At 55.4% G+C, this 26489-nt stretch carries 18 protein-coding genes; 10 read left to right on the top strand and 8 right to left on the bottom strand.

All coding sequences use genetic code 11. The features are described from left to right. A complete protein-coding gene (locus tag IEY52_RS00215) occupies window positions 1-1845 on the bottom strand; it encodes an ATP-binding protein (protein WP_188998050.1) in 1845 nt (614 codons plus the stop codon). 365 nt (window positions 1846-2210) lie between these two features. Here IEY52_RS00215 and IEY52_RS00210 point away from each other — a divergent pair, with 365 nt between their 5' ends. The 4 genes from IEY52_RS00210 (at window position 2211) to IEY52_RS00195 (ending at window position 6667) form a co-directional block, all read left to right on the top strand. After that, a complete protein-coding gene (locus IEY52_RS00210) occupies window positions 2211-3539 on the top strand; it encodes a sensor histidine kinase (RefSeq protein ID WP_188998047.1) in 1329 nt (442 codons plus the stop codon). Beyond that, window positions 3536-5590 (top strand): sensor histidine kinase, encoded by a 2055-nt coding sequence (locus IEY52_RS00205; RefSeq protein WP_188998044.1) that lies wholly within the window; start codon window positions 3536-3538, stop codon window positions 5588-5590. Before IEY52_RS00210 ends, IEY52_RS00205 begins: the two co-directional genes overlap by 4 nt. Further along, on the top strand, window positions 5587-6027 hold the full coding sequence (locus IEY52_RS00200; RefSeq protein WP_188998041.1) for a response regulator: 441 nt from the start codon (window positions 5587-5589) through the stop codon (window positions 6025-6027). Before IEY52_RS00205 ends, IEY52_RS00200 begins: the two co-directional genes overlap by 4 nt. 385 nt (window positions 6028-6412) lie before the next feature. Next, on the top strand, window positions 6413-6667 hold the full coding sequence (locus IEY52_RS00195; RefSeq protein ID WP_188998038.1) for a hypothetical protein: 255 nt from the start codon (window positions 6413-6415) through the stop codon (window positions 6665-6667). Window positions 6668-6752: 85 nt separating this feature from the next. On the opposite strand, the gene IEY52_RS00190 is transcribed toward IEY52_RS00195, so the two are convergent. Further along, entirely contained in the window at window positions 6753-7460 is a 708-nt protein-coding gene (locus tag IEY52_RS00190; protein ID WP_188998035.1) for a PadR family transcriptional regulator, read from the bottom strand. A 192-nt stretch (window positions 7461-7652) separates the two neighbouring features. Here IEY52_RS00190 and IEY52_RS00185 point away from each other — a divergent pair, with 192 nt between their 5' ends. Continuing rightward, window positions 7653-10400 carry an Ig-like domain-containing protein gene (locus IEY52_RS00185; protein ID WP_188998032.1) on the top strand — a complete coding sequence of 916 codons (2748 nt, stop codon included), beginning with the start codon at window positions 7653-7655 and terminating at the stop codon, window positions 10398-10400. Window positions 10401-10583: 183 nt separating this feature from the next. Next, window positions 10584-13301 carry an Ig-like domain-containing protein gene (locus tag IEY52_RS00180; protein WP_188998029.1) on the top strand — a complete coding sequence of 906 codons (2718 nt, stop codon included), beginning with the start codon at window positions 10584-10586 and terminating at the stop codon, window positions 13299-13301. A 65-nt stretch (window positions 13302-13366) separates the two neighbouring features. On the opposite strand, the gene acnA is transcribed toward IEY52_RS00180, so the two are convergent. The 3 genes from acnA to IEY52_RS00165 all read right to left on the bottom strand — a co-directional run bounded on the left by acnA (window position 13367) and on the right by IEY52_RS00165 (window position 18735). Then, window positions 13367-16072, bottom strand: a complete 2706-nt coding sequence (gene acnA / locus IEY52_RS00175; RefSeq protein WP_308424985.1) for an aconitate hydratase AcnA — start codon at window positions 16070-16072, stop codon at window positions 13367-13369. A 152-nt stretch (window positions 16073-16224) separates the two neighbouring features. Further along, complete coding sequence (locus IEY52_RS00170; protein ID WP_188998025.1) at window positions 16225-17487, bottom strand: tetratricopeptide repeat protein; 1263 nt, start codon at window positions 17485-17487, stop codon at window positions 16225-16227. Between the two features lie 15 nt (window positions 17488-17502). Continuing rightward, window positions 17503-18735, bottom strand: coding sequence for an ATP-binding protein (locus tag IEY52_RS00165; protein ID WP_188998022.1), 1233 nt, complete (start codon window positions 18733-18735; stop codon window positions 17503-17505). Window positions 18736-18944: 209 nt separating this feature from the next. On the opposite strand from IEY52_RS00165, the gene IEY52_RS00160 reads away from it, so the two are divergent. The 4 genes from IEY52_RS00160 (at window position 18945) to IEY52_RS00145 (ending at window position 23613) form a co-directional block, all read left to right on the top strand. After that, a complete protein-coding gene (locus IEY52_RS00160; protein ID WP_188998018.1) occupies window positions 18945-20858 on the top strand; it encodes a heavy metal translocating P-type ATPase in 1914 nt (637 codons plus the stop codon). 24 nt (window positions 20859-20882) lie between these two features. Further along, a complete protein-coding gene (locus IEY52_RS00155; RefSeq protein WP_188998015.1) occupies window positions 20883-21455 on the top strand; it encodes a hypothetical protein in 573 nt (190 codons plus the stop codon). A 182-nt stretch (window positions 21456-21637) separates the two neighbouring features. After that, window positions 21638-22390, top strand: a complete 753-nt coding sequence (locus tag IEY52_RS00150) for an SRPBCC family protein (protein ID WP_188998011.1) — start codon at window positions 21638-21640, stop codon at window positions 22388-22390. Continuing rightward, entirely contained in the window at window positions 22387-23613 is a 1227-nt protein-coding gene (locus IEY52_RS00145; RefSeq protein WP_188998008.1) for a zinc-dependent alcohol dehydrogenase, read from the top strand. The genes IEY52_RS00150 and IEY52_RS00145 overlap by 4 nt, the downstream gene beginning before the upstream one ends. A 53-nt stretch (window positions 23614-23666) precedes the next feature. On the opposite strand, the gene IEY52_RS00140 is transcribed toward IEY52_RS00145, so the two are convergent. The 3 genes from IEY52_RS00140 to IEY52_RS00130 all read right to left on the bottom strand — a co-directional run bounded on the left by IEY52_RS00140 (window position 23667) and on the right by IEY52_RS00130 (window position 26099). Further along, window positions 23667-24044: a DUF1622 domain-containing protein gene (locus tag IEY52_RS00140; protein WP_188998005.1), complete on the bottom strand. Its 378-nt coding sequence runs from the start codon at window positions 24042-24044 to the stop codon at window positions 23667-23669. Window positions 24045-24117: 73 nt separating this feature from the next. Beyond that, the gene (locus tag IEY52_RS00135; RefSeq protein WP_188998002.1) at window positions 24118-25590 is read right to left on the bottom strand and encodes a potassium/proton antiporter; all 1473 of its coding nucleotides are present in this window, start codon (window positions 25588-25590) and stop codon (window positions 24118-24120) included. 122 nt (window positions 25591-25712) lie between these two features. After that, window positions 25713-26099, bottom strand: coding sequence for a hypothetical protein (locus IEY52_RS00130; RefSeq protein ID WP_188997997.1), 387 nt, complete (start codon window positions 26097-26099; stop codon window positions 25713-25715). Between the last annotated feature and the right edge of the window lie 390 nt (window positions 26100-26489).

Genomic DNA, 26489 nt, shown 5'->3' with positions numbered 1-26489 from the left:
TCAAGAAGATGCCACTTCTTTCAAAACAGGCAAATGCACGGTCAGGGTGGTGCCTTTTCCCACCTGGCTTTGCAGGCTGATCTTCCCACCGTGCTTTTCGATGATCCACTGGGCAATGGGGAGGCCCAGTCCGGTCCCTCCGGGGTCTTTTTCTCTGGAAAGCTGCCCCCGGTAAAAGCGCTCAAAGATCCTGGGCTGGTCTTCTTCTGCAATGCCCATACCGGTGTCTGAGACATGCAGCAGCACTTTTTGCCCCTGAACCTCCAGATGCACCCGGATGTCTCCGCCTTCCGGGGTGTACTTGGAGGCGTTGTCCAGCAGGATCACCAGCACCTGTTTCAGGCGGTCATAATCCCCCAGGATGTTCACATCTTCGAAGTCTGAAACCTGCAGGTTGTGGGCACGGGTGAGCATGCTGGTGGAACGAACAGCATCGTCCAGCACACTTCCCACAGAGAATTCCTCCATGCGCAGTTCGGTGCCCGCATCTCCCTTGGCGAGGGCCAGCATGTCCTGCACCAGACGCGAAAGGCGGGTGGCTTCGCGGGCCACATCTGCCAGCGCTTCTTCTTTGTCTTCATCTGCCATGTTGGCGTAGCGGTGAATCAAATCCAGGTTGCCCTGAATGGCCGTCAAGGGGGCACGCAGTTCGTGCGCGGCATCGTTGACAAAACGCTGCTGGGCCTGCGAAATCTCCCTGAGGGCCAGCTCGGCTTCTTTCAGGTCGGTGATGTCCACCAGGGTGCCCAGCACCTGTGGGGTGGAAGCGGTGAGGTCCGGGCGGCCCCGGGTCATCACCCAGCGGTTGCTGCCATCTGGCCGGGGAATGCGGATTTCCAGGGCAAAATCCCGGTTGCTTTGCAGGCTGTCATGCAAGCATGCCTCGAAAGAAGACTGGTCCTCACTGTGCAGGTGGTCCAGCAGGTCCTGCAACATGGGCTGCGAAGGAAAGTGCTGAAAGCCAAAAATGTGCGCGGTCTGACCCAGCCAGCTCAGCTCGCCACTGCTCTGGTCCCATTTCCAGGTGCCCACCCGGGTGGCTTCCAGGGTCAGGTTCAACTGGTTCTGGCTTTCCTGCAACAGCAGGGCATCCCGCTTGCTCCGGGTGATGTCCGTGACGGTGATGCCAATCCACTGGATCATGCCAGGCTGGTTGGAAATGGGATAAATGCTCACCAGATGGAACTCGGTGCCCATTCCGTAGCCGGTGCTGATTTCCATGTCCCGGAAAGAACGCCCTGAAAGCAGCACCCGTTTGCACATCCATTCCAGCTGTTGCAACAGGGGACTGGGCACACTGGAATAAGTGTGGCCTGCCATGTCCTCCAGAGGAATGTGGGCCACCTGGGCAAATTTTTCGTTGACGGTCAGAAAATTCAGGTCTGCATCCAGCAGGCACATGCCCACCGGGGTTTCCTGGATCATGCGGGACATCTGCAACTGGGTGCTGACCAGTTGTTCGTTCAGGCGGTGGCGCTCCAGGGCAGAATCGATGGTGCGTTTGAGGGTCTCGGAATCCAGGTTGTTTTTGCTCAGGTAATCCATGGCCCCGGCTTTGAGGGCACTGACAGCAGATTTTTCATCCCCGTTGCCGGTGAGGGTGATCACCACGGTTTTCAGGGGAAGCCTGGACAGACGTTCCAGAAAAGTCAGGGCGTTCATGTCTGTGAGATTGAAATCCAGAAAAATAAGTTCCGGGGTGCTGAGGGTCAGGGCATGCAAGCCATCCTGTCCACTGGGGGCGACGGTGAATTCAAAAGAGTGATCGGCCAGACGGCGCAGGCGTCTGATCAGCAATTCAGAATCATCGGGATTGTCCTCTACGATCAGAACTTTCAATGTCATCTGTGGAACCTTTTGCTGCCAGAGTGTGGACCCGAGTATGAAGCAGAGCCTGAACCCAGGGGGCTCACCTGAAACCCGTGGGTTTCCACAGGTGGTCTTCAACTGAGATTACAGCACATTCAGGATGCAGGATGGGACCTTAAGCGATTGTATTTGAACATGCAGTCTGCTATACAAGCCGCTGTAACCTTGCTGAGAGGCCAGTGGTGGCATGTCCTGCAAAGTGTTATTTTGTGATGCCTGCCCCCTGAAACTGGAGGAACCCTGATGGTATTGTGCTGTGACCCTGCTGCCCCCCCCAACCCCTTGATGGTTTTTGAGACCAACAGAAGGGCAGTGGGAAGCCATGTGCCAGAAGGGAAGACATGACTTTGCTGGAGGCCCTGGTGGTCGCTGTGGCAGGCATGCTGGCAGGCGGATGGCTGTGCTGGGTTCTGTGGATCCGTCAGAGCACTTTTGCACAGCAACAAAGCTCTGCTGTACCTCCAGACCAGAAAACAGACCAGCAGGCAAGCCCTGCAGACAGCACCCTGATTTTGAATGCCCTGAAAGACCAGGGCCATGATGCCTGGTGGGTGACAGATCTGCAAGGCCAGCCCATCGGGCACAACCGTTGCGCCAGAGAACTGCTGGGACTTGCGCCAGAACAGGCCTTTCCCGCCCTTTCAGAGCTGGACATTTATCAGGCGGACAGCAAAACCCTGGCCATCCACCTGCTGGATCAGGCAAAGAGCAATGAATTGCTCCATGTGGACCACTGGATTGGCATCCAGGAGGTCAAAAAACCCATTCGCCTGACGGGAAAAGCCATTGTGGGGCATTCCGGTGAGCCTGTGGGCTTGCTTTTTGTGGCCCAGGACCGCACAGCTGAACTCACCCGTGAAATCACGGCCTCCCAGTTCATGCTGCCTGACCGGCAAGAGGATTTGCAAACCCTCAACGCTGCCCTGAATGTGCGAACCGAGGAGTTGCTGCTGGACCTGCACCAACGCAACCTGGAACTTGAAGCCGCCAACCGGGATTTGCAGTCTTTCGCCCACAGTGTGGCCCACGATTTGCGCACCCCCCTCAGGGGTCTGGACGGTTTCAGCCAGGCCCTGATGGAAGACTATGGCGACAGCCTGGATGACACGGCCCGTGGTTACCTGCAACGCATCCGCAAGGCCAGCCAGCGCCTGGGAGACTTGCTGGATGATTTGCTGGATTACTCTCGGGTCACGCGTGCTGCCATGCAGGTGAATTTGCTGGATCTCAGTGCCCTGACCTCCAGGGTGGCTTCCAGTTTGCCGCGTCCTGGACAGCAGGACATCGACCTCCAGATAGAGGGGCACATGCAGGTGTATGGTGATCTGGTTTTGATCCGCACCCTGATGCAGCATTTGCTCACCAACAGCTTCAAATTCTCTGCTGGAAAGCCCCATCCGGTCATTCGGGTGGGGTCTCTGGTGCAGGAGCAAGAAACCGTGTATTACGTCAGAGACAATGGGGTGGGATTCGACATGAGGTTTGCCGGACAGATGTTTCAGCCTTTTCACCGCTTGCATGGAAACCTGGAATTTGAGGGCAATGGCATGGGGCTTGCCGTGGTCAAACGCATTGTGGAGCGGCACGGCGGAAGAATCTGGGCTGAAGGCAAACCCCAGGAAGGTGCCACCCTATATTTCACTTTGCCTGCCCTGGAGGAAAGACCATGAGCGCAGTCAGCACCCCGCCCACCAGCAACCGTTTGCCTTTTTCTGCTGAGGTTCTGGCCCGTTTCACTGCTGTTTCGGTGCTGGGCATCGGGCTGTGGATCATTGTGGGCTGGAGGTTCCATCCTGAGTGGGGACAATCCACTGCAGTGATGATGAACCCCCTCACTGCCCTGAATTTTGTGTTGTGTGCCATTGCGCTGTGGCTGGTGAGTGGGGCACGCACCCAGATGCGCATTGTGGTGATCGTGCTGGCCCTGATCCAGATGGTGGTGGGGTTGCTGGTTTGTGCCTCGTGGGTCTCAGGACAGGACTTCAAACTGGACGACTGGCTGTTCCAGTGGCTTTTCGGGATGCCAGACCTGAAAGTCAACAACATTGCCGTGCCCACAGCCCTGTCTTTTGTGCTGCTGGGGGTGGCCCTCACCATCATGGATGTGCGTCGCGACGAACGCAGGTGGCCCTCAGAGGTGCTGGTGTTCGTTGTGTTTCTGCTGTCCCTGTTCTCGATCCTGAGCTACCTGTTTGGAATCACTGGACTGACCTTCATGGGCTGGAAAGCCCAGATGGCCCTCAGCACCGCCAACACGTTCATGCTGCTGTGCCTCGGGTTCTGGTGTGCACGGGCAGACTGGAGCATCGTGAACCTGATGCGCCAGCGCACCGCGGGAGGGGCCGTGGTGCGCCGCCTGATTCCTGCCGCAATTGCGGTGCCCGCCCTGCTGTCCTGGTTGCGTTTCGAAGCCATTTACTACAACCTGTTCGGTACGGATTTCGGGTCTGTTTTGTTCACGGTGAGCGTCATAGCGATCTTCACCCTGATGGTGTATTACCTGGGCTGGTCTTTGCACCGCAGTGACCTGCAGCAACAGGAATCCAGCCAGCAACTGGTCAACAGCGAATTGCGTTACCGGGTGCTCACCGAATCTGCCCATGATGCCATCATCATCATCAATTCAGCTGGAACCATTCTGGGATGGAACCGTTATGCCACTGAAATGTACGGTTACAGTGAAGCAGAAATCCTGGGACAGCCGTCCAGCGTCCTCAGTCCACCAGAGCTCAGACAACCCCAGCAAGAGCAGCCTGCACAGGCTCCTGAAATTGGTTTGACTGCAGAAACCGTGGGCATGAGAAAAGATGGCAGCCGTTTTCCCATCGAGTTCTCCATCTCACACTGGGACATTCCAGAAGGCCGTTTCTACACAGGAATTGTTCGGGACATCACCGAACGCAAGAAGGCCGAAGAGGAACTGAAACAACTCAACCTTTCCCTGAACGAAAGGGCAAGAGAGCTGAATCGCGACGTGATTCAGAAGGCCCAGGAGCTGGAATTCATCAACCGGGAACTTGAAGCTTTTGCATTCAGTGTCTCGCACGATCTGCGGGCACCTTTGCGCAGCCTCAACGGGTTCAGTCAGGCCTTGCTGGAAGATTACCACGACCAGCTCGATGAAACCGGCCAGGATTACCTGGAGCGCATCAAGAAAGGCAGCGACCGCATGGCCCGCCTGATTGACGACATCCTGCACCTCTCCCGCATTTCCCGCACCGAAATGCGCCACCAGAAGGTCAACCTTTCCCAGCTGGCAGAGAGCGTGCTGGAAGACCTGCAATTTGCAGAGCCAGAACGCAATGTGCAGGTGGACATCGAACCGAACATGGCCACCATTGGTGATCCCACCCTGCTGAGGGTGGTGTTGCAGAATTTGCTGGGCAACAGCTGGAAATTCACCTCCAGGACAGCGCATCCGAAAATTCAATTTGGCCGGATGCCGGGAACAGAAGCAGCAGAAGAACCTCGACCTGAAGTCTTTTTTGTGCAAGACAATGGAGCAGGTTTCAGCATGGACAACCTGGACCGCCTGTTCGGGGTGTTCCAGAGGTTGCACAGCAACGCAGAATTTGAGGGCACCGGGGTGGGTCTGGCCAGCGTTCAGCGGGTGATCCACCGCCATGGTGGTAAAGTGTGGGCACAGGGCGAAGTGGGCAAAGGTGCCACTTTCTTCTTCACCATCCCTCAACATCAGGAAGATTCAGGAGAACAGGCATGAAAAAAGTGGTATTGCTGGTTGAAGACAACGAAGACGATGAACTTTTGACCCTCAGGGCCTTCAAGAAAAGCCGCCTTGCCAACGAAGTGATTGTGGTCCGTGATGGCGTGGAAGCTGTGGATTACCTGTTCTGCCAGGGGCAATATGCCCACCGCAACCCCACAGAACTGCCCCACCTGATCCTGCTGGACCTGAAACTCCCCAAGATGAACGGTCTGGAGGTGCTGGAAAAAATCCGTTCCAGCGACGCCACCAAACTGATTCCAGTGGTGATCCTCACCTCCTCCAAACAGGATGAGGACATGGTGCTCAGCTACAATTTGGGGGCCAACAGCTACATCCGCAAGCCCGTGGATTTTGAGCACTTCATGGATGCCACCCTGCAACTGGGCATGTACTGGCTTGTCCTGAACGAATACCCTCCCAGACAGGAATAAATCGGGGTTGTCGGCAGGCAAAAAAGACCTCAAGGAAGACTTTGATGGCAGGCTGCGGGCTTGCCATTTTTCATTGAAACCCCCTTCTGAAAATGATCATCAACAGCAAATGGTGTAATTTGCCAAAGATATGGTTTTTGTTGCAAGTGATATCAGAAGCATCATGTGTATATTGAGTTTCTTGCTCCTGGTCATCTTACTGATTGACCTGTGTTGAGCGATTCTGGACAATCAAATGAGACAGAGGGGACAAATGTTGCACAACTGTAAGCTATACTGGAATCACTGCACACAGAAGAAGCCCCTTCTGACGTTCAGCCCACTTCCAGCACAATTTGATGCACCTTCCTGACCTGCTGTCCCTGTTTTCCCTGGAGAGGTTCCCATGAAATCCCTGCAAAATCCAATTCCTTTTGAAGAAGCCTGTACGGCCATCCGCACCGCAGAGCGTTTGCTGGCAGAAGCCAGATTCTACAACGCCAGTGAACCCGCCCTGGCCCAGAAACTGCTGAGCACCGCCCACAGCGAACTCCGGCAGGTGCTCAGTTACGCCCGTGAAGAACACCAGGACACTGCCCGCATTGAAAAAGCAATCCTGGAAATTGAGAAGCTGGGTGGCCTGAAAACCTCACTGGCCTGAAACATGATCCTGCAACAACCAGCAAAAAGAGCCTGATGTCAGGCTCTTTTTTTGTGCTTTGAATTTGTGCTTGAGAAGGTTGATTTTATTCTTCGTTGTCGTCTTCGGCCAGCAGTTTGTACAGGGCCTTGCGGGCCCTGACCAGCACTTTGCTGGCTTGTGCAGCCTGCTCGGGGGTGCCCACCTGGGCAATTTGCTGGGTGGCCTGAAACAGCTGACCCAGGGCAGAACGCAAATCAAAAACCGCGTCACTGACCCCTTCTGAAACCACTTTCCAGGGAGCAGAGACTTCTTCGGGGTGTTCTGCACAGTACAGGCTGCCTGCCTCGGTGAGGGCGAAGGCACGTTTGCCTTCTGACACGGTTTCCTGGATCAGGCCCTCATCGATCAGTTGTTGCAGGGCAGGGTAGACCGAGCCGGAGCTGGGTTTCCAGACGTTGTCGCTGCGCTGGGCAATTTCCTGAATGATCTGGTAGCCGTTGAAGGGGCTTTCAGAGAGCAAGGCCAGAATGGCTGCCCGGACATTGCCGGGTTTGACCCTGGGGCCGGACCCTCTGCCCATTCCTCTGCCATGACCCATGAAACCCCGGCGGCCATGCTCTCCAAAAGGGGAGCAGCGCTGCACCCTCGGGTCGTGTTGTCCATGATGCTCAGGGCCTTCACGGTGTTCTGGACGGAAGCCAGAACGCTCTGGTCCTCCTTCAAAACCTCCATGGGCATGGGGATGGTGTCTGTGGTGGTGTTCCTGTTGATGGTGCCATCTCTGGCGAATGAAAAAAGCTTTGCGGTGCATGTGCACTCCTTTCGATATATCGAAGATACTGCTAGATAGAATGCTTGTCAAGATGTGTCAACGATATATCGACAGAAATGGAGTTCATCATCTTCATGAACCTGCTTCTGGTCAATTCAGCACAGCAAAACCACACTGAAATCCATAGACTGGCACCAGAGAACAGCAATCCATTGAACCTCAGGAGAAAAAATGAAAAAATTGCCTTTTTTTCCCGGCTGGTTTGCCCTGTGCTGTACAGGAATTTTGCTGAACGCCTGTGCCCCTTCAGGACCTGCACCTGACAAAACGCCACCCAGTGTCACATTGAACGCTTCCAGCACAGCCGTGACCACAGCAGGCCCTGTCAAGTTGACCGCAGTTGCCACCGACAATGTGGGCGTCCAAAAAGTCGAATTTTACGAAGGGGCCAGCAAGCTCGGGGAAGACACCACAGCCCCCTATGAGCTGAACCTCAATTTCACCAAAGCCAACAACGGAGAGCACACTTACACTGCCAAGGTCTTTGACACCTCCAGCAACACAGGCAACAGTGGTGCCGTCAAAGTGAACGTCAACATTGTGGATCTGGACAGCACCCCTCCTGCAGTCACGGTCATGGCCTCCGACACTTACGTTGATGCCCTGCAGAATGTGACCATCAAAGCAGAAGCCTCAGACAATGTGGCTGTGCAGAAGGTGGAATTTTATGAGGGTGATGTTCTGCTGTCCAGCGATGCCACTGCACCGTACACCCTGAGCCTGGATTACACACAGACCAGCAACGGCAAACACACCTACACGGCAAAAGCCATTGACACTGCAGGCAATTTTGCCCAGGCAACAGTGGTGGTGCAGGTGACGATTTCGGCAAATGCCTTCTTGCAGCTCACTGCAAAGGCGGTGATTTTATCTCCGGGAGCCACCACCCTGATTTCTTCATCCCTTCAGGATGTGGATGTTGTGCTGGAAGGTCCGGGCACCCTGAAAGCCACAGAAACCCCTGGAGCATTTGAATACACGGCTCCAACAGGTGTAACTTCGGCCACTGCCACCATCAAAGCCACTTTCCGCAAGCAACCTTCCATCACCTCCACCCTGCAGGTCTTCACCACCACCAATCAGGGGGTGGTGTTCAGGGTCAACAATGTGCTGGTGGAACAGGAAGACCAGACCCGTGTCTTTGCCAGGTTGTTGCAATTGACGCCTGACAGTTGTGTTTCACCCTGGAAGGTGGCCAGTGGCAAGGGCAGCATTGATGTTTATGGCATTTTTACTGCTCCCGGTGATGCCACAGGGATGGTGACGCTGGAATACACCTGTGGAACGGTCAAGGGGTATGTCTCACTGGAAGTCGTGCCAGATTCCGGATACCGGGAGTCCATGAACGTGGACTGGAACCGTTTTGTGGAAGACGTGCTGTACTGGTCGGAGCATCCCGGTTACAAAGTCACCCTGCCCATCACTTCCACTGTTGGCATCAAGGAAGTGGAAATCAAAGTGCTGGAAACAGGCAAGGTTTTCCCCTTTGAATACAAAGGAGGGGTGTGGTCTGGAGAGGTGAACCTGAAAGATCAGCCCTCTGGAGAACTGCACCTGCAGGGAAAAATCACCGATGATGCAGGGCACCAGCGCATCTGGAAAGCCCGGCTTTTTCACAACCCGAAACCTGTGCTGTCCCATCTGTCTTACGATCCCACCATGCGCCTGAGCACTTCCGGTCCCATGCACATGGTTGCAACCTGCACAGACGAATCTGGCCCCTGCAAGCTTGAAGTGATTGCAGAGGATGGAAAAGTGCTGGCTGCGGGGGTCAATGCGCTGGATGCCATGGTCCAGGTGCCTGGCCCGCTGCGTGAACATGAAGTGTACAGTTTGCTGACGGTGAAAGCCACAGACCTTCATGGCAACATTGCTGCTGTGGATTATGAAGTTCAGTTGACCAACCCCAGTTACCAGATGACCCACCTGTTCAGTGGCCGGGTGTTTGACATGGATGCAGATCGCGTGCTCTACGAAGATTACCAGCATGGGAAAGCTCTGGTCCTGCTGAACACCAAAACCGGCCAGCAAATCAAAGTTTCTTTCCCTGAAGGGGCTTACCTGACCGATACAGATCAGGCAGACACAGGCTTTGATGCCAGACTGACCGACACGGGAGCCGTGTACCGGGCGGTCATGCCTGGATCATTTGCAGCGCTGTATGACATCCGGTTTCCTGACCAGCCCATCACAGGCCCGGTGTTTTATTTTCAGGCTGTGGGCCAATTTGTGCTGTGGTCTTCCGATGCAGGGGTGTTTCGCAAGAACCTGACCACTGGAGAAGTCACACAGATCGAGGTCAATCTCGAAAGCTGGTACATGACCGATGATGGCCGCAATCTGGCCGCCAATGGGGTGGTTACCTGGATGGGCACAGATGGCCAGCTTTACCAGTTTGACCAGTCTTTGAACAAACTGACCCAGGTTGCCAACCGCATGGTGCTGCATCAGGAAAACAATGGAACATCCGTGGTTTTCACGCTGGGCACCTCCTACTTGCGCAGCACCCTTGAAAACCGCAATGGACAGGAGCAGGTGTTGAGTCCTGAAGTGTCCAACTCTCTGGGCAGCTGGGAAGAAGCGGAGTATGCCCTCAATGACCAGCATCTGGCATACCTGGACCCGGATGCTTCCAACATCAAGCAGGTGTGGCTGCGGGGGCCGGATGGGATCAGAAGAAAGATCACCAATGCAACAGCAAACACCAACGTTAAAATCCTGGCGGTCAATGAAAATGGAGAGGTTTTGACCCAGCAGAATGGTTTTTACAGCCTCAAGTTTGTGGTGCTGGACAGAGAAGGCAAAGTGCTGCTTACCCGGGATCCTCCCTTCTCTGGCACCCTGCTGGAAGAGCGCATCAAGTTCTTTGATGGCAAGTGGAATTTCATCTTCCAGAATGGCATCTACCAGATGAACTGAGCTGCTTTTTTCACCTGCAGGACGGCTGAGAGGTGGTTTTGCAGGTGGTTTTCGATGGTCTGTACTTTGCTGAAGACGTGTGAAAGTTTGCAGGATGCAAATTGTGCACATTTTTCAGCTGGCTGTGCCCCTAAAATGGAACGTACAGTTTCAAATCAAGATTTGCATTGCAGAGGAGGCACCATGAACATGCGTTACAGGCCACAATTGTTCGTTCACGCGCTGCTGGGCATGACGGTCCTGGCAGGATGCAACCCCCCGGGACCTGCACCTGACAAAACGCCACCCAGTGTCACCCTCAGTGCTTCCAGTACAGCTGTGACTGCCCCCGGGACTGTGAAACTCACAGCTGCAGCCACAGACAACGTGGGGGTCAAAAAAGTCGAATTCTATGAGGGGGCCAACAAGCTCGGGGAAGACACCTCCGCTCCTTACGAGCTGAACCTCAATTACACCAAAGCCAACAATGGAGACCACACCTACACGGCAAAAGCGTTCGATGCAGCCAACAACACAGGCACCAGCAACACGGTCAAAGTGAACGTCAACATTGACACCATAGACAGCACCACCCCCAATGTCCTGCTTTTTGCCAGCAAGACCAATGTCACGGTTGCAGAATCCGTGAAACTGACTGCAGATGCCACCGACAATGTGGGCATCCAGAAAGTGGATTTCTATGAAGGCGACACCCTGATCAGCACCGACACCACAGCCCCCTACGAGCACACCTTCAATTACACCCAGGTTCAAAATGGGATTCACACCTACAAAGCCCAGGCTTTTGACACATCTGGCAATTCCACCCTGAGTGCTCCAGTGACGGTCACGGTGAACATTCTCGCAGATGCCGTCAAAATCAATCCGAGGGTGATTCAGCCTTTCCTGGCCCCCGGAGGCAGCACTGAAATTTCGGCCCAGACCCTCACCAACGTGACTTTCAGCATTGAAGAGGGTGGGGGAACCCTGAAACCCAAAGCAGGAACAGGTGTGGCCACCTACACGGCTCCGCTGGATCCCACCAGCAGCACCGCGACCATCCGCGTCACCTCCAACACCGACCCCAGCAACACCGCCACCGTCAAGGTGTACATCATTGCCAATTCGGGGGTGTACATCACCTCCAGCAATGTGAAAGTCGAGCAGGGAGACACTGCGAAGTTTGCGGCAAAGGTTCTGCAACTGGGCTCAGGATCTCCCGATCCAGTCCACTGGAGGGTGGTCAGTGGAGGAGGAACCATCACCGATGCCGGGTTGTACACGGCTCCACTGGACAGCACGGGTCCTGTGCTGCTGGAATTCAGCCAGGGACCGAATGTCAAAGCCACAGTTGGGCTGGAAGTGGTTGCCAATTCTGGAGTCCAGACCCTGATCAAGAATCCAGTGGTGTCCTTTTCTCGCGAGGGTCCTGCCACCATCACCATCACCTCAACCTATGAAATCAAAGAGGTGGAAGTGACCATGGTGGAAACGGGAAAAACCAGCCTGTTCACCCTGGATGCTGGCCAGTGGAAGGGAACCGTAGATTACAGCGGGCTTCCTGCAGCGGGAGAATACCATCTGAAAATCCGAATCAAAGATGCCCTGGGGAATGAGCGCGTCTGGCTTCCGCAGAATTTCCGGGATCCTGCTCCTGTGGTGAGCAACCTGTCCATGCCTTCGGGTGACTACACCACCAGTGGTCCCCTGCAACTGTCTGCCACCTGCACCGACAACACCGCAGAATGCATGATCCGGGTGCTGCGCAACGGCGCCAAGGTCATGGCTGTGGCTCTGAACACCCTGGATGTCACCCTCGACCTCACTCCGTGGGCTGGACAGGACCAGCTGTTCACCATAGAGGTGACCGATAAAGCAGGCAACAGGGTGACAGCTGCGACTTACAACATGCATGTGGTGCACCCGCAATATGTCATGTTTCAGGTGACTCCGGGACCCATTCTGGACCTGGATTCCGGTCGCCTGCTTTATGACAACCGCACAGGTTTACAGCCTGTCCTGACCGTGCGGGCCTTCAATTCTGGAGGAGAGGTGTCTGCCGGGATTTCCCCTTACACCGATGCCCTGCTCACGCCTTTTGGGGTGGTGGCCCGGGATGCTCCGGCAGGCGGCATGGTCAACCTTTACGACAGCAGAAATCCAGGCACGCCCTTTTATACAGGGCCCCTCAGCAACTACAGGGTGGCCGGGGAGTACCTGTTGTGGGAAGATCCAGTGAACAAAGTGCTGTACCGCAAGAACCTCAGCACTGGAGTACAGGTGCAGGTGCCAGCAGAGCGGAAGGTGTTCACCTATGAAACCCTTGCAGTGGACCCCGATCCCCTGGCCGCCAATGGCGTGTTTGTCTGGGTGGGTGCAGATGGACAGCTGTACGCCTACAACAATGGTTCTTTTGACCAGTGGACCCACCACGCTGCTGGCGATGGCACGGTGACAGAACCCACCACAGATGGCACCACCGCGGTCTTTGCCCTGGTGAAATCAGGGAAGTTTACCATTGTGTCCGTCAAAAACGGGGTAGAGGAGACCCTGGGCCAGAGCCGCTCCACCGAACTGAACCATTTTGGCACCTTTTATCGCAACAATTACCTGATCAACAGCGGTTACATCGCCTACACCGATCCAGATGCTTCTGGCGTGCTGCAGGTCTGGCTGAAACGACCCGATGGCATCAAACAGCGCATGACGTTTTTCACCAGCATGAGCCGCCTTGTGGCCCTGGGTCCACAAGGCCAGTTGCTGATCCAGAATGGCAGCACCCTGTATTCCCTGAACCCGGAGGGCAACACCCTGTCCAGCCAGCCTTTCGCCATCACCGATTATTTGCCTGTGGAAAATTACAAATATTTTGCTGGCAAGTGGCATTTCATTTACCGAAATGTGGTGTATCAGGTGCCCTGATGTGGGTTTGAAATGAACACTCCCCCGGTGCCAACGCACCGGGGGAGTGTTTTGGAAGTGAAACCTCAGGCTTTGACGCCGGATTTCAGCAGCTGGCGCAGCACGGTCTGCAGAATGCCACCGTTGCGGTAGTAGTCAATTTCCACAGGGGTGTCGATGCGGCAGGTCACGATGATCTCGCGCTTGTTGCCGTCTTTGTCGGTCAGGCGAACCTTGATGTCCTGGCGGGGCTTGAGGTCCTCGGGCACATCGAAGTCGAAGATCTCATCGCCATCGATGCCCAGGGTGTCGGCGTTTTCGCCCTTCTTGAACTGCAGGGGCAGCACGCCCATGCCCACCAGGTTGCTGCGGTGGATGCGCTCGAAGGAGTCGGCGATCACGGCTTTCACGCCCAGCAGGAAGGTGCCTTTGGCAGCCCAGTCACGGCTGGATCCCATGCCGTAGTCTTTGCCTGCGATCACCACGAGGGGGGTTCCGGCAGCTTTGTACTTCTCGGAAGCCTCGTAAACGGTGGTGACTTCTCCGGTGGGGAAGTAGGTGGTGAAACCGCCTTCGGTGCCGGGAGCCAGCTGGTTTTTCAGGCGGATGTTGGCGAAGGTGCCACGGGTCATCACGCGGTCGTTGCCGCGGCGGGAACCATAGCTGTTGAAGTCCTTGGGCTCCACACCGCTGGCCACCAGGAATTTACCGGCGGGGGTGTTGGCCTTGAAGGAACCTGCGGGGCTGATGTGGTCGGTGGTGACAGAGTCGCCGAGTTTCAGCAGCAGGCGTGCCCCTTCAATGGATTTGATGGGACCGGGTTCTCCGGCCAGACCGTCAAAGAAGGGGGGGTTCTGGATGTAGGTGGAGTCCTCGTCCCACTGGAACAGTTCGCCCTCGGTGATGGGGATGTTGTTCCACATCTGGTTGGACTTCTCGATGCCCTCGTAGACTTTGCGGAACATCTCGGCATTGATGGTCTGGTCCATGATGTCCTGAATTTCTTTGCTGGTGGGCCAGATGTCTTTCAGGTACACGGGGTTGCCGTCTTTGCCGATGCCCAGCATCTCGGTGGCGATGTCCTTGGCCACGGTGCCGAAGATGGCGTAAGCAACCACGAGCGGTGGGGAAGCCAGGTAGTTGGCCTTGATGTGGGGGTTGATGCGGCCCTCAAAGTTGCGGTTGCCAGAGAGCACAGAGGCAGCCACCAGATCGCCTTCCTGAATGGCGTCCACAATGCGGTCAGGCAGGGGGCCGGAGTTGCCGATGCAGGTCATGCAGCCGTAACCCACGGTGTTGAAGCCGATCAGGTCCAGGTAGGGTTGCAGGCCAGAGGCCACCAGGTACTCAGTCACCACGCGGCTTCCGGGGGCCAGGGAGGTTTTCACCCAGGGTTTGCTGGTGAGGCCACGCTCTGCGGCTTTCTTGGCCACCAGACCGGCAGCGATCAGGACGCTGGGGTTGGAGGTGTTGGTGCAAGACGTAATGGAGGCCAGGGTCACTGCGCCGTGTCCGATCTGGATGTCGGTGCCGGTGATGGTGCCTTTTGCATCCAGTTTCTCTGCGGGCAGTTCAAAGCCGCGCTCTTTGATGGGAGCCACCAGGGCGTGGTTGAACACAGAAGCCATGTCGTCAAGGTTCACCCGGTCCTGTGGGCGCTTGGGGCCTGCCAGGGAGGGCTTGACGGTGCTCAGTTCCAGTTCAATGGTCTGGGTGAAGAGGGGATCTTCCAGGTCATCGGTGCGGAACATGCCCTGGGCTTTGTGGTATTTCTCCACCAATTCCACTTCGTCTTCCAGACGGCCGGTGCGGCGCAGGAAGCGCAGGGCTTCATCATCAACAGGGAAGAAGCCAATGGTGGCACCGTATTCGGGGGCCATGTTGGCGATGGTGGCACGGTCCTGCAGGGTCATGTTGGAGAGACCGGGGCCGTAGAACTCCACGAATTTGCCCACCACGTTGGTTTTGCGCAGCATTTCGGTGACGGTGAGGGCAAGGTCAGTTGCAGTTGCGCCTTCGGGCAGGGCTCCGGTGATCTTGAAGCCCACCACTTCGGGCATCAGCATGTAGATGGGCTGACCAAGCATCACGGCTTCGGCTTCAATGCCCCCCACGCCCCAGCCCACGATGCCCAGGCCGTTGATCATGGTGGTGTGGGAGTCGGTGCCCACCAGGGAGTCGGGAAACACGACCACGCCATCATCTTCAGGGCGGTCCTGCACGCCTTTGGCGAGGTACTCCAGGTTGACCTGGTGCACGATGCCGGAGGCGGGGGGAACCACACCGAAGTTGTCCAGGGCCTGCTGGCCCCACCTGAGGAACTCGTAACGCTCCTGGTTGCGCTCGAACTCGAGCTCCATGTTGTGAATGAGTGCCAGGTCGGTGCCGAATTCATCCACCTGCACGGAGTGGTCGATGACCAGGTCCACGGGGATCAGGGGGTTGATCTTTTTGGGATCGCCACCCATCTTGACCATGGCGGTGCGCATGGCGGCAAGGTCCACCACGGCAGGCACACCGGTGAAGTCCTGCAAAATCACACGGGCGGGTTTGAAGGGAATTTCGATCTCTTCGTTCTGGGGTTTCCAGTTGGCGACGTTTTTGACATCGTCCTGGGTCACGTCGTAGTCGTTGGCTTCACGCAGGACGCTTTCCAGCAGCACTTTGATGGAGAAAGGCAGACGGGTGATGTCATGCCCGAGTTCTTGCAGTTTGTCGAGGCGGTAGTAGTACACTTTCTGACCGTTTTGTTCAGTGAGCACTTCTCTAGCGCCAAACAGGTTCTTCGCCATGGATGTGATCCTCCTCAGGAATTCTCAGAAGTGCAGGTTCTTGTTCCTGCATTTTTGCTTGCTCATTTATGATACGTCTTCCTGTCTGAGATGCGCTGAAAACCATCCAAACATTGTTGTCACTAACTGGGGTACATTTAACCGCAGAAAAATTACGTGTCAGGCAGCAAAGTGACCAGATAGAACCCCAGTGCCCCCAGCACCAGCACAATGCGCAGCATCCACAAAGCCTGCAAGAAACCCACAAGGCGGTTTTGTCCGCCCACCACACGGTTCCTGACGTTTCTGATGTAGCCCTGGCCCAGCACCACCACCAGACCTGCCAGCAGCAGGATTCTGGACAGTTCATACAGCAGGTTCTGCAGTTCCATCAAGCGTGTGTGTGGCTGGGCCAGCAGGGCAAGGGTCCAGAACAGCAGGTAAAACGCCAGCAGGATGGGAAACGCTCTCTGGTAGGGTTTTTTCCACTGGTTGAAAGCCGTTTCAAAAGGAGCCGTGATGTTGCCCTGCTTTTTCCTGCGCTGGATTTCCAGTTGGGTCAGCCAGATCCGGGAACTGTAGCCCAGAATGCCGCCCAGCAAGCACAGGGGCAGGGCTTTGATCCAGCCCCATTCTTCAAACATGTAGGCGGTGAGTTTGGCGGTCACAGCCACAAAAAGACCCGCACCTGCCCAGCCATTCAGGCGCGACATGTCGTCCAGCAAGGCCTGCACCTGTCCCTGTGCCCGTGCATTCTGCGGGTCGTTGCGCATGGCATCCATGGCCACCTGAATGGACTGGTTCCGCTGGGACTGGGCGTCATGGATCTGGCTTTTCAGAACCAGCAGGGTGGTGTGGTCTGCCTGCAGCCTCAGGCCTTCATCCAGGTAGGTCTGTGCCTGCTGCAAATGGGGCGCTTTTTTTCGGGTGTCCACACCGGAAAGACGCAGTTCCACCAGTGCAGCCTGATGGTAAGCGTCTGGCTCTGCCGGATCCAGAGAAAGGGCTTTCTCGGCATGTTCACGGGCAAGTTTCAATCGGTCCAGAACCTGCCTTCTGAGCAGCATGGAGGTCTGGTCCTCTGAGTACACCAGATGCACGATGCTCATGTTGATGTGCTCGTAAACCCCGTCTGGTTCATAAGAGAGGGCGGTGCGGGCGTAATTTTCTGCTTTTTTCAGCTGGTTTTTCCTGCGCATCACCGAAGAGGCAATCCGGTAAGCCCAGGCGTTGTGGGGGTCTTCTGCAAACACAGTTTGCAGGTGTTTCATGGCCTCGTCATGCTGGCTTTGCAGGTAAAGCACATAAGCCAGATAACAGTGCGCTGTAGAACTTCTGGGATCTTCTGCCAGCATGCTGGCGAACTCGGTTTTTGCAGCGTCCAGCCTGCCCAGTTCAATCAGTTGTTTGCCCCTCTGAAAATGGTTGCTGGTCATGGGTGCATGGGGGCCTCAGATGAATTTGCGTGCCTTGAGGTATTTCTCCAGCTCGTCGTAAAGACCGTTTTCGTTGGCATACAGGGCAAAGTTTTTGGACAGCTCGAACCACTCTCTGGTGCTGGGTTTGACCTCCTGAAAAGCCGTCTGCAAATCCTGTTTGCGGATGGGTCTGGGCACGCCCGTACGCAGGGAATCTGAGAGGGCATATTCGGTGGCGGTGTCGCAGAGGTGCTTCAAGTCTGCACCAGAGTAATCCTCGGTCTGGGAGGCCAGCCAGTTCAGGTCCAGATTTTCAGTGGGCTTGTTTCTGAAGTTCATCTGCAAAATGGCAAGCCGTGCCTCTCTGTCTGGGGGCAACACCAGAATGGTGCGGTCCAGACGGCCCGGACGCCTGAGGGCAGCGTCCACATCCCACGGGGCATTGGTGGCGGCCAGCACAAACAATCCATCGTTGTTTTCCTTGCCGTCCAGTTCCATCAGAAGCTGGTGAATGGCGTTGGAATTGCTGTTCCTGACCAGGCTGCGCTTGCGGCCCAGGGCGTCCATCTCGTCAAAAAACAGCACGCAGGGGGTGCGCTTGCGGGCAGAATCAAAAAGCCCTTTTAAATTGTGCTCAGATTGCCCGATGTACATGTCCAGCACATCCGTTAAAGAGATGCTGAGAAAGCGGGCCTGCATCTCGCCTGCAATGGCTTTGGCAAGGTGTGTTTTTCCACATCCAGGAGGGCCATACAGCAGCATTCCGCCTCTGAGGGATTTGCCATACATGGAGGTCAGACCGGGGTTGCGCAACGGACCAAGAAGCGTCCTGTGGATGCGGTCCTTGACCTGCTGCATTCCGGCCACATCTTCCAGGGTGGTGCTGCTGGGCTGGGTGTCCCACAGGTCATCAAAGGCGTTTCGGGCTTCTGGTTGGGCATGCACCAGTTTTTCTGCAGTGCCTGAATCGCTGACCGTCACGGCTGCTTTTGCTGCCCCCTGAGGCTGGAAAGCATTCAGGGCATTCAGCAGGGTCTGGTAGCTCTGGGCAGTGGGCAAATCTCCCACGGCTTCGCTGGCCTGAACAGCGAAAACCAGGGCTCTGGTGCTGGTGGGATTGAACCCCAGCCAGTGGCGGGTGTGCTCCAGGGCCTCCTGCTGCTGTTCGCTGTCCAGCAGGAGGCGGATCAGGTGTTCCAGCAGGGCTTCGTCTCTGGGGCTGTTTTGCAGGGCGGTGCGCAGGGCCTGGATCACAGAGTCGGTCATGGTATGCCCCCAGTTTAGCGGACCTTAAACATTTCTGGATGGGGGTTTTCTGACAGATGCCACTGTATCCCGCCTGATTAAATTGGCTTACTGCGTTGAGTTGCAGCGCCCCTGAAGGTACAATCTTATTGAGAATGATTCCTGTTAAGTAGGATTTGAAGCCCTTTTTTCAAACACCTCCCAGACGCACACTGTGAAAGGAATTCGCCATGCAGAGCACCCGGACCTTCACATCCACCCCTCCCACCAGACCCGCCCTTGATGAAGGCACCCGCAGAGGTTTCATGCTGACTGGCCTGACCTTGCTGGGTTTGTTGGTCGGATGGATTTTTCAGGGCACAGAGTGGCTTTCCTTCGCTGGATACCTGCTGGCCTTCCTGACCGGAGGCATTCCTGCAGCCAGAGAAGCCCTGACCGAACTCATCAAAGAACGCAAACTGGACGTGGATTTGCTGATGGTGCTTGCTGCTCTGGGGGCCGCCAGCATCGGAGAGGCCAGAGATGGAGCCATCCTGCTCTTCCTGTTCAGCCTGTCCAACACCCTGCAGGACTGGGCCATGGGACGCACCAAACGGGCCATCGAAGCCCTGATGAACCTGAATCCCGATGGGGCCACCGTGCGCAGAAATGGCACAGTGGGCTGGATGAAACTGTCCGACATTCTGCCCGGAGATGTCCTGATCGTCAAACCCGGTGAACGCATCGCTGCAGATGCCCGACTGATCCGGGGTCAAACCAGTGTGGACGAAAGCCCCATCACCGGAGAAAGCCTGCCCATCGACAAGCAGCAGGGGAGTGCCCTGTATTCGGGAACCGTCAATTTGAATGGGGCCATTGAGGCAGAAGTGCTGAAACCCGCCGGAGAGAGCACGCTGGCCAGATTGATCGAACTGGTGGAAAAAGCCGAGCACGAAAAAAGTCCCACCGAAACCCTGGCAGAAAAATGGGAAAGCCCTTACGCCACTGCTGTCCTGATCAGTGTTCCTGTGGTGTTTGCTGTGCTGCACTACCTCTTCAACCTGTCTATAGATGCTGCCTGGTACCGGGCCATGACCTTCATGGTGGTGGCGAGTCCCTGCGCCGTGGTGATCAGCACCCCTGCCGTGATGCTCAGTGCCATGGCTGCCAGTGCCCGTGCAGGCGTACTTTTCAAATCCAGCGCAGCCCTGGAAATCCTGGGACGCATCAAAACCATTGCGCTGGACAAAACTGGAACCCTGACCCACGGAAAAATGCGACTCACGGATGTGCAGCAGGTTTCTGGCACAGAAACAGAGAACTGGAAGGGCATTGACGCTCTGGAGAGCCACAGTGAACATCCCGTAGCAGTTGCAGTGATGCAGCATGTTCAGGAAAAACAATTTGCAGAAAAGCTGGATCTGCAAAATGTGGAAGCCATTCCTGGTCAGGGCATTCAGGGCAAACAGGGAGAACGCACCTTCTGGGCAGGCACCCGCAAAATGGCCCTCAGCATGAACGCAGTGCTGACCCCTGAACAGGAAGCCACCCTGAGCAACTGGGAAAACCAGGGCAAGAGCACCATCATTTACGGTGTGGAGGGTCAGGTGCAGATGCTCCTCGGGATTGCAGACACCCTCAGGCAAGATGCCCGAGAAATGATTCACGAGCTGGTTGCACTGGATGTGAATCCGGTCATGCTGACCGGAGACCGGGAAGGCGTTGCAAAAGAAATTGCCCGCCAGGTGGGCATCAAAGATTACCGGGCAGAACTGCTTCCCGAACACAAACTGGATGTGATCAAGGCCCTGAACGTCCCCAATGCGCACGTGGGAGATGGGGTCAATGATGCCCCTGCCCTCAATGCCGCCAGCATTGGGATCTCTCTGGCCAGCGGCACCGACATCGCCATGGAAAGTGCAGACGTGGTCTTGATGAACGGAGACCTCACGAGGCTTTCTGGCGCAGTCAGACTGGCCCGCAAAGCCAACCAGACCGTGATCTTCAACCTGACCTTTGCCTTTGCCATCATTGTGGTGGTCGGCATCCTCAGCGTGTTTGGGAAGGTGCCTTTGCCTCTGGGGGTCATTGCCCACGAAGGCGGAACGGTGTTTGTGGTGTTCATGGGACTCAGGTTGCTGGGGGAGAGGGTAAAGACACGCTGACCCTCCTCAGCTACAATCAGCAGCATGAGGGAAAGCAAAGGCAGGTACATTTCAACAGATGGGACGATAGAGTTCAACATTGCCATTTATTCTGACTGGATTAGATTTGAGTTGTTTGGCTTAAAAATTGATTGCGCTCTGGATTACATCTCGATTGGCGACAATTGGATTTTCGAGGGATATTTTGAGTTTGATTTACCAGTACTGATTTCAAGAGATTCGCCTCAAGAATCTGTTTTTTGCTTTAAAATCCAGTATTTGAGGGAGTATCCTTATGTTAATTCTGAAATGAGTCTAAATAATGCAAGGATCTTTACAGATGAATGGATTGAAGGAAGCAAAATTGAAAAATACAACCAGGATTTTTATTTTGTGTGTTGTGCCACCTGCAAGTGGGGCGCAAAATTTGAGGCCAGTGCTGAAGGTTACGCCTGTTACGCTGAAACAGAAAATGATAGGCTCATCCTGTTGAGATCCCCCAAATATCCTTTCGTCTGGGCTGGGATTGACAGGTTGCCGTGTGTTCTCCCCACCCACCATTGTGATCAATTCGAATTGCGCCCTGGTCATCCTGCCCTTGCTCCAGAACAACCATGAAGATGGTTCTGCTTTTCGTACAATCTTGACTGTAAACCTCCTGATACCCTGAAAGTCAATCTTCTGTGTCGTCTTTGACGCATGGCAAACCCTAAGCTGGAATTGCTGTTCTGGACGGTGTGTCTGTCCAATCAAAGCAGCAGACTTTTTTCTATGGATCTTCTATGGATCAAGGAGGTTTTATGACCGCACTCAAACCCAACACCCAGAGGATCAGCATCAAAAACGCCAGTCCTGCAGAACGCATTGTTGTGGGAGGCCTGGGGGCAGGTTTGATCCTGCTGGGCCTGCAGAGGACGGGCAGGGTCAGGGCTTTCCTCAGCAGTGCCGGAGCCATCATGGTGTCCAGTGCAGCCATGGGCAAAAGCCCTTACAACACCCTTGCCAAAATTCGACGCACCGAGAGCAACGACATCAAAGTTGACAAAGCAGTGACCATTGGCCTTCCTGTGGAACAGCTGTACGCCTTCTGGCGCAAATTTGAAAACCTTCCACGCTTCATGAGCCACCTGGAGTCCGTGAAAGAAGAAACACAAACCCGCTCCCACTGGGTGGCAAAAGCCCCTGCAGGAACCCATGTTTCCTGGGATGCAGACATTGTGGAAGATGCTCCCGGTGAAAGAATTGCCTGGCGGTCTGTGGAAGGATCCATTGTTCCCAACGAGGGTTATGTGGAATTCAGGGCCGCTCCCCAGGGCAGGGGAACAGAAGTGCGGGTCAGCCTGATTTACCATCCACCTGCCGGAACCCTGGGGGCAGGGGTGGCAAGGCTTTTCGGAGAAGAGCCTGCCCAGCAGGTCGAACATGACCTCAGACGTTTGAAAAGGCTGCTGGAAGTGGGACTGGAACCCACCACCGAAGGGCAATCCAGTGGTCGCAAGGGTCTTTTGAGCGAAGGGCTTGCGAAACTGTTTGACAACGGGAGAACCTCATGAAGGCTCTGGTCTGGCAGGGTGTGAACCGGGTGGGCATTGAAACGGTGCCCGATCCCCAGATCCTGCAACCCACCGATGCCATTGTTAAAGTCACCTCGACCGCCATTTGCGGTTCGGATTTGCACCTGCTGGACGGGTATGTGCCCAGCATGGTGCATGGAGACATCCTCGGACATGAATTCATGGGTGAAGTGGTCGAGGTGGGCAGCGAGGTCAAAAAAATCCAGGTCGGTGACCGGGTGATTGTGCCCTTCCCGATCAGCTGTGGACACTGCTGGTACTGTCAGCAGGGCCTGACTTCTCTCTGTGACAACAGCAACCCCAATTTTAAACTGGCAGAAACCATGTGGGGTTACTCACCCGCAGGGATTTATGGGTACTCCCATATCACGGGTGGATATGCAGGTGGTCAGGCCCAGTATGCCCGCACGGTTTTTGCAGATGCCAACCTGTTCAAAGTCCCCGATCACCTTTCAGATGATCAATTGCTGTTCTTGACGGACATTTTCCCAACGGGTCACATGGCTGCAGAGAACTGCAACATCCATCCTGGAGACACCGTGGCTGTTTTTGGCTGTGGTCCTGTGGGTCAATTCACCATTCGCAGTGCATTTCTGCTGGGCGCAGAGCAGGTGATCGCCATTGACCGCTTCCCGGAACGTCTGGATCTGGCCCGTCAGGCTGGAGCCGTGACCCTCAATTACGAAAAAGAAGACGTGTTTGAAAAACTGAAGATGCTGACCGGAGGGCGTGGCCCGGACAGTGTGGTGGACGCAGTTGGCATGGAAGCCCACGGCACCGGACTGATGGGCGTCGCAGATGCCGTCAAGCAGACCACCCGCGTGCTGGAAACCGAACGCCCCCATGCGCTCAGGGCAGCCATCATGGCCTGCCGCAAAGGAGGGACGGTCAGCGTCCCTGGCGTGTATGGAGGTCTGGGAGACAAGATCCCCCTGGGCTCCCTGATGAACAAGGCCCTGACCCTGCACACCGGACAGACCCACGTTCACCGCTACCTGGACCGCCTGCTCAAACACATCCAGGATGGGGACATTGACCCTTCGGTGATCATCACCCACCGCATGCCCCTGGATGAGGCTCCGCAGGCATACAAGATCTTCAAGCACAAACACGAGAACTGCATCAAGTGCGTGCTGGACCCCTGGGCAGATCACTCCACCCACACCCAGGATGCTGAAAAACCTGAAACGGTTGAGCAATAAAGCAGAGCAATAGAAACAGGGCCACAAAGCCCAACGCAAGAAGACCAGAAAGCTTAAAATTTCTGGTCTTCGGTTTTTTGAATGCCTTTTGCTTCTGCTCTGGCATGGCTCTGGATTTCCCGTTCCAGAAAATAATTGAGCAGGGTCCTCAGGGCTGCAATGGCGGCCAGCTTTCCAATTTCATCCCAGGTGGGGGCCACAGCGGTGCGCAGAATGTCGGCGGCCAGCTCAAATTCCAGGGCCACTGCCAGCCAGCGGGCCAGCTTCAGACGCACTTCTTCCTGGCCGCGGTCTGGAACCCCAGGACGGGAAAACATCACCCTCAGGGTTTTCCAGGCAGCCTGCACAATGGCAAAACCAATGATCAGGCCCGCCACCCCTTCGGTCACAAAGGCCAGAATGTTGGTCCAGTGCTTGATGGTTTCTTCCATGCTGTCTGAAGCTTAGAAGAAGTCCTGCATCTTTCAGTAGCATTGCTGGCATTTGTGGCCTTCAGGGGAGGGTTCAGCTTTTGGGGATGGGTTGCAGCATGGTTTTGACCAGTTCGATGGCAGCCCTGGACCCCAGGATCTGCAGGGTGTCTCCGGTGTGGAGTTCTGTGGACCCCCTGGGGATCACGTACTCACCTGAGCGCAGGATCAGCACCAGCAGGGCCTCTTCGGGCAGGTGGGCATCCACAATGCGCACACCATTCAGAGGAGAATGTTCTGGGATGGTGATTTCTTGCAGGTCGTTTTTGTTGCGCCCTGTCGGGGTGTAATCCAGAGGCATGGGTTTTTCTTTGGAGCTTTTGCTGCCCACATTGAGCCAGCGGGCCACCAGAGGCAAACTGGTGCCCTGAATCAGAATGGAAGAAAGCACAATGAAGAAAGCAGCATTGAAGATGGTCTGGGAGTGTTCCACGCCAGCCAGCAGGGGAAAGGTGGCCAGCGTGATGGGCACGGCACCCCTGAGGCCCACCCAGGCCACCATGGTTTTCTCTGCAAAAGGCATTTTGGAAAAGAGCGTGCTCAGGTAAACACTCAGAGGCCGGGCCAGGAACATCAGGACCAGGGCCAGCAGCATGGCGGGCTGGGCCACCGCAAGCAATTGGGACGGGAAAACCAGCAGTCCCAGAATCAGGAACATCCCAATGCTCATCAGCCAGGAAATGCCGTCGTGGAAGTGAATGATGCTCTTGCGGTGAATGAATTCACTGTTGCCAATCACAATGGCGGCCAGATACACCGCCAGAAAACCACTTCCTCCAGCCACCGTGGTGATGCCGTACACCAGCAAAGCCAGACCCAGGCTGAGCACCGAGTACAGTCCATCAAACATCAGGTTGCTGCGGTTGAACAGCATCACGGCAAAGCGCCCCAGCACCAGTCCAAATATGGCCCCGATGGACATCTCCTGAATGAACTCTGGAATGATGGAATACCACGGGTGGTCCGGGTGTTTGATCAGTTCAATCAGGCCGATGGTCAAAAAGACCGCCATGGGGTCGTTGCTGCCAGACTCAAATTCCAGCAGGGGTTTGATGCTGCCTTTGAGGTCCAGTGCCCGCTCTTTCAGCACACTGAACACCGCGGAGGCATCTGTCGATGCCACCACAGCCCCCATCAGCAAGGCCTGCATCAGGGGCAGGTGAAACAGCACCATTGCGGCATATCCTGCCACCCCGGTGGTGATTAACACACCGAATGTGGACAGCACAATGCCTCTTCTTAAAATGGGTTTGGTGCTTTTCCAGTGGGTTTCCATTCCGCCTGTGTACAAAATGAACACCAGTGCGATGATGCCCACAAACTGGGTGATGGTGTAATTGGCAAAGGCAATCCCTCCGGGCCCTTCGCTGCCTGCCACCATGCCAATGATCAGAAACAACAACAATCCGGGAACACCCAGACGGCCTGAGAGTTTGCTGGTGACAATGCTGAGAATCAGCAGCAATGCGGCCACCAGAATGGAAAGTTCGGGAGAAACATGGATCATCAAAGACCTCCAGATCAAAACAGATCAAAAAAGAACACCTGTCCCGAAGATGGGACCAAAAACGGGGACTTCAAAATGCCATCTGAAAAATCAGAAGAGACAGAATAAGGTGTGATGCATTTTCAGGGGGCATCCAGTTGTTGCCGTTGAAAAAACAGGAGCCTGCACAGGGATTGAAAATGCACTCCGGGTTTGCAATGGATCAGCATGGGCAGCCAGAGTTTCTGAACCCTGGAAAGGGTGGGTTGCCAGGGCAGAAGGGGCAGAAAAGAAGGGTCCGGGTTTGACCGATCCTGTTGCAGCGCTGCCAGAGTGCCCTGCTGGGGCACGGTGTACACCAGATGCACAGCCCATCCCTGTGAAATTTGCTGGGGATGCAGGGTCTGATGCTGTAGTTCTGCTTTCCAGCGCACAGGTGCCCACAAAACCAGCAGTGCCAGCAAAACCAGTTGCAACAGCAAGGTGCTGTGCTTCTGGTCTGCATGGTTGTGTGCTGTGCTTCTGGTCATGTTGCAGGTGTCCTGTTCAGAAGGGGAGGTTTGAGGAAACTGAAAAACCAAAACGGAGGCTGATCGTCAGACTCCGCCAGGCCAACATATGGAGGTTGGACTCCAGGTTTGCACCTCAGTTGCTTTCAGTTTAAAAGAAGCTGCATCAGGAGCGCAAGTTTTGAGATCTTTCTGTCGGGGGCTCTGTCTGTCAGGATTCAGGCAGATGAAGGTGAACCTGGCAAAACAGGGCAGCAGGCCAGGGTGGACAGAAAAGGATTTCCCTCAGGATAAAGGTGTGTAGGAAGGAAGTGAGGATTCCATAAAACCCACAGAGGAAGGCACCTATTGACAACGTTTTCATATACCGGTAAATTGATAACCATAAGCATCAAAACTCAATGTCTTGCT

The organism is Deinococcus roseus (genome assembly GCF_014646895.1).
In the GTDB taxonomy this organism is placed as follows: Bacteria; Deinococcota; Deinococci; order Deinococcales; family Deinococcaceae; genus Deinococcus_C; species Deinococcus_C roseus.
The sequence above is the reverse complement of the archived record's forward strand: the minus strand, read 5'-3'. Positions and strand labels throughout refer to the sequence as shown.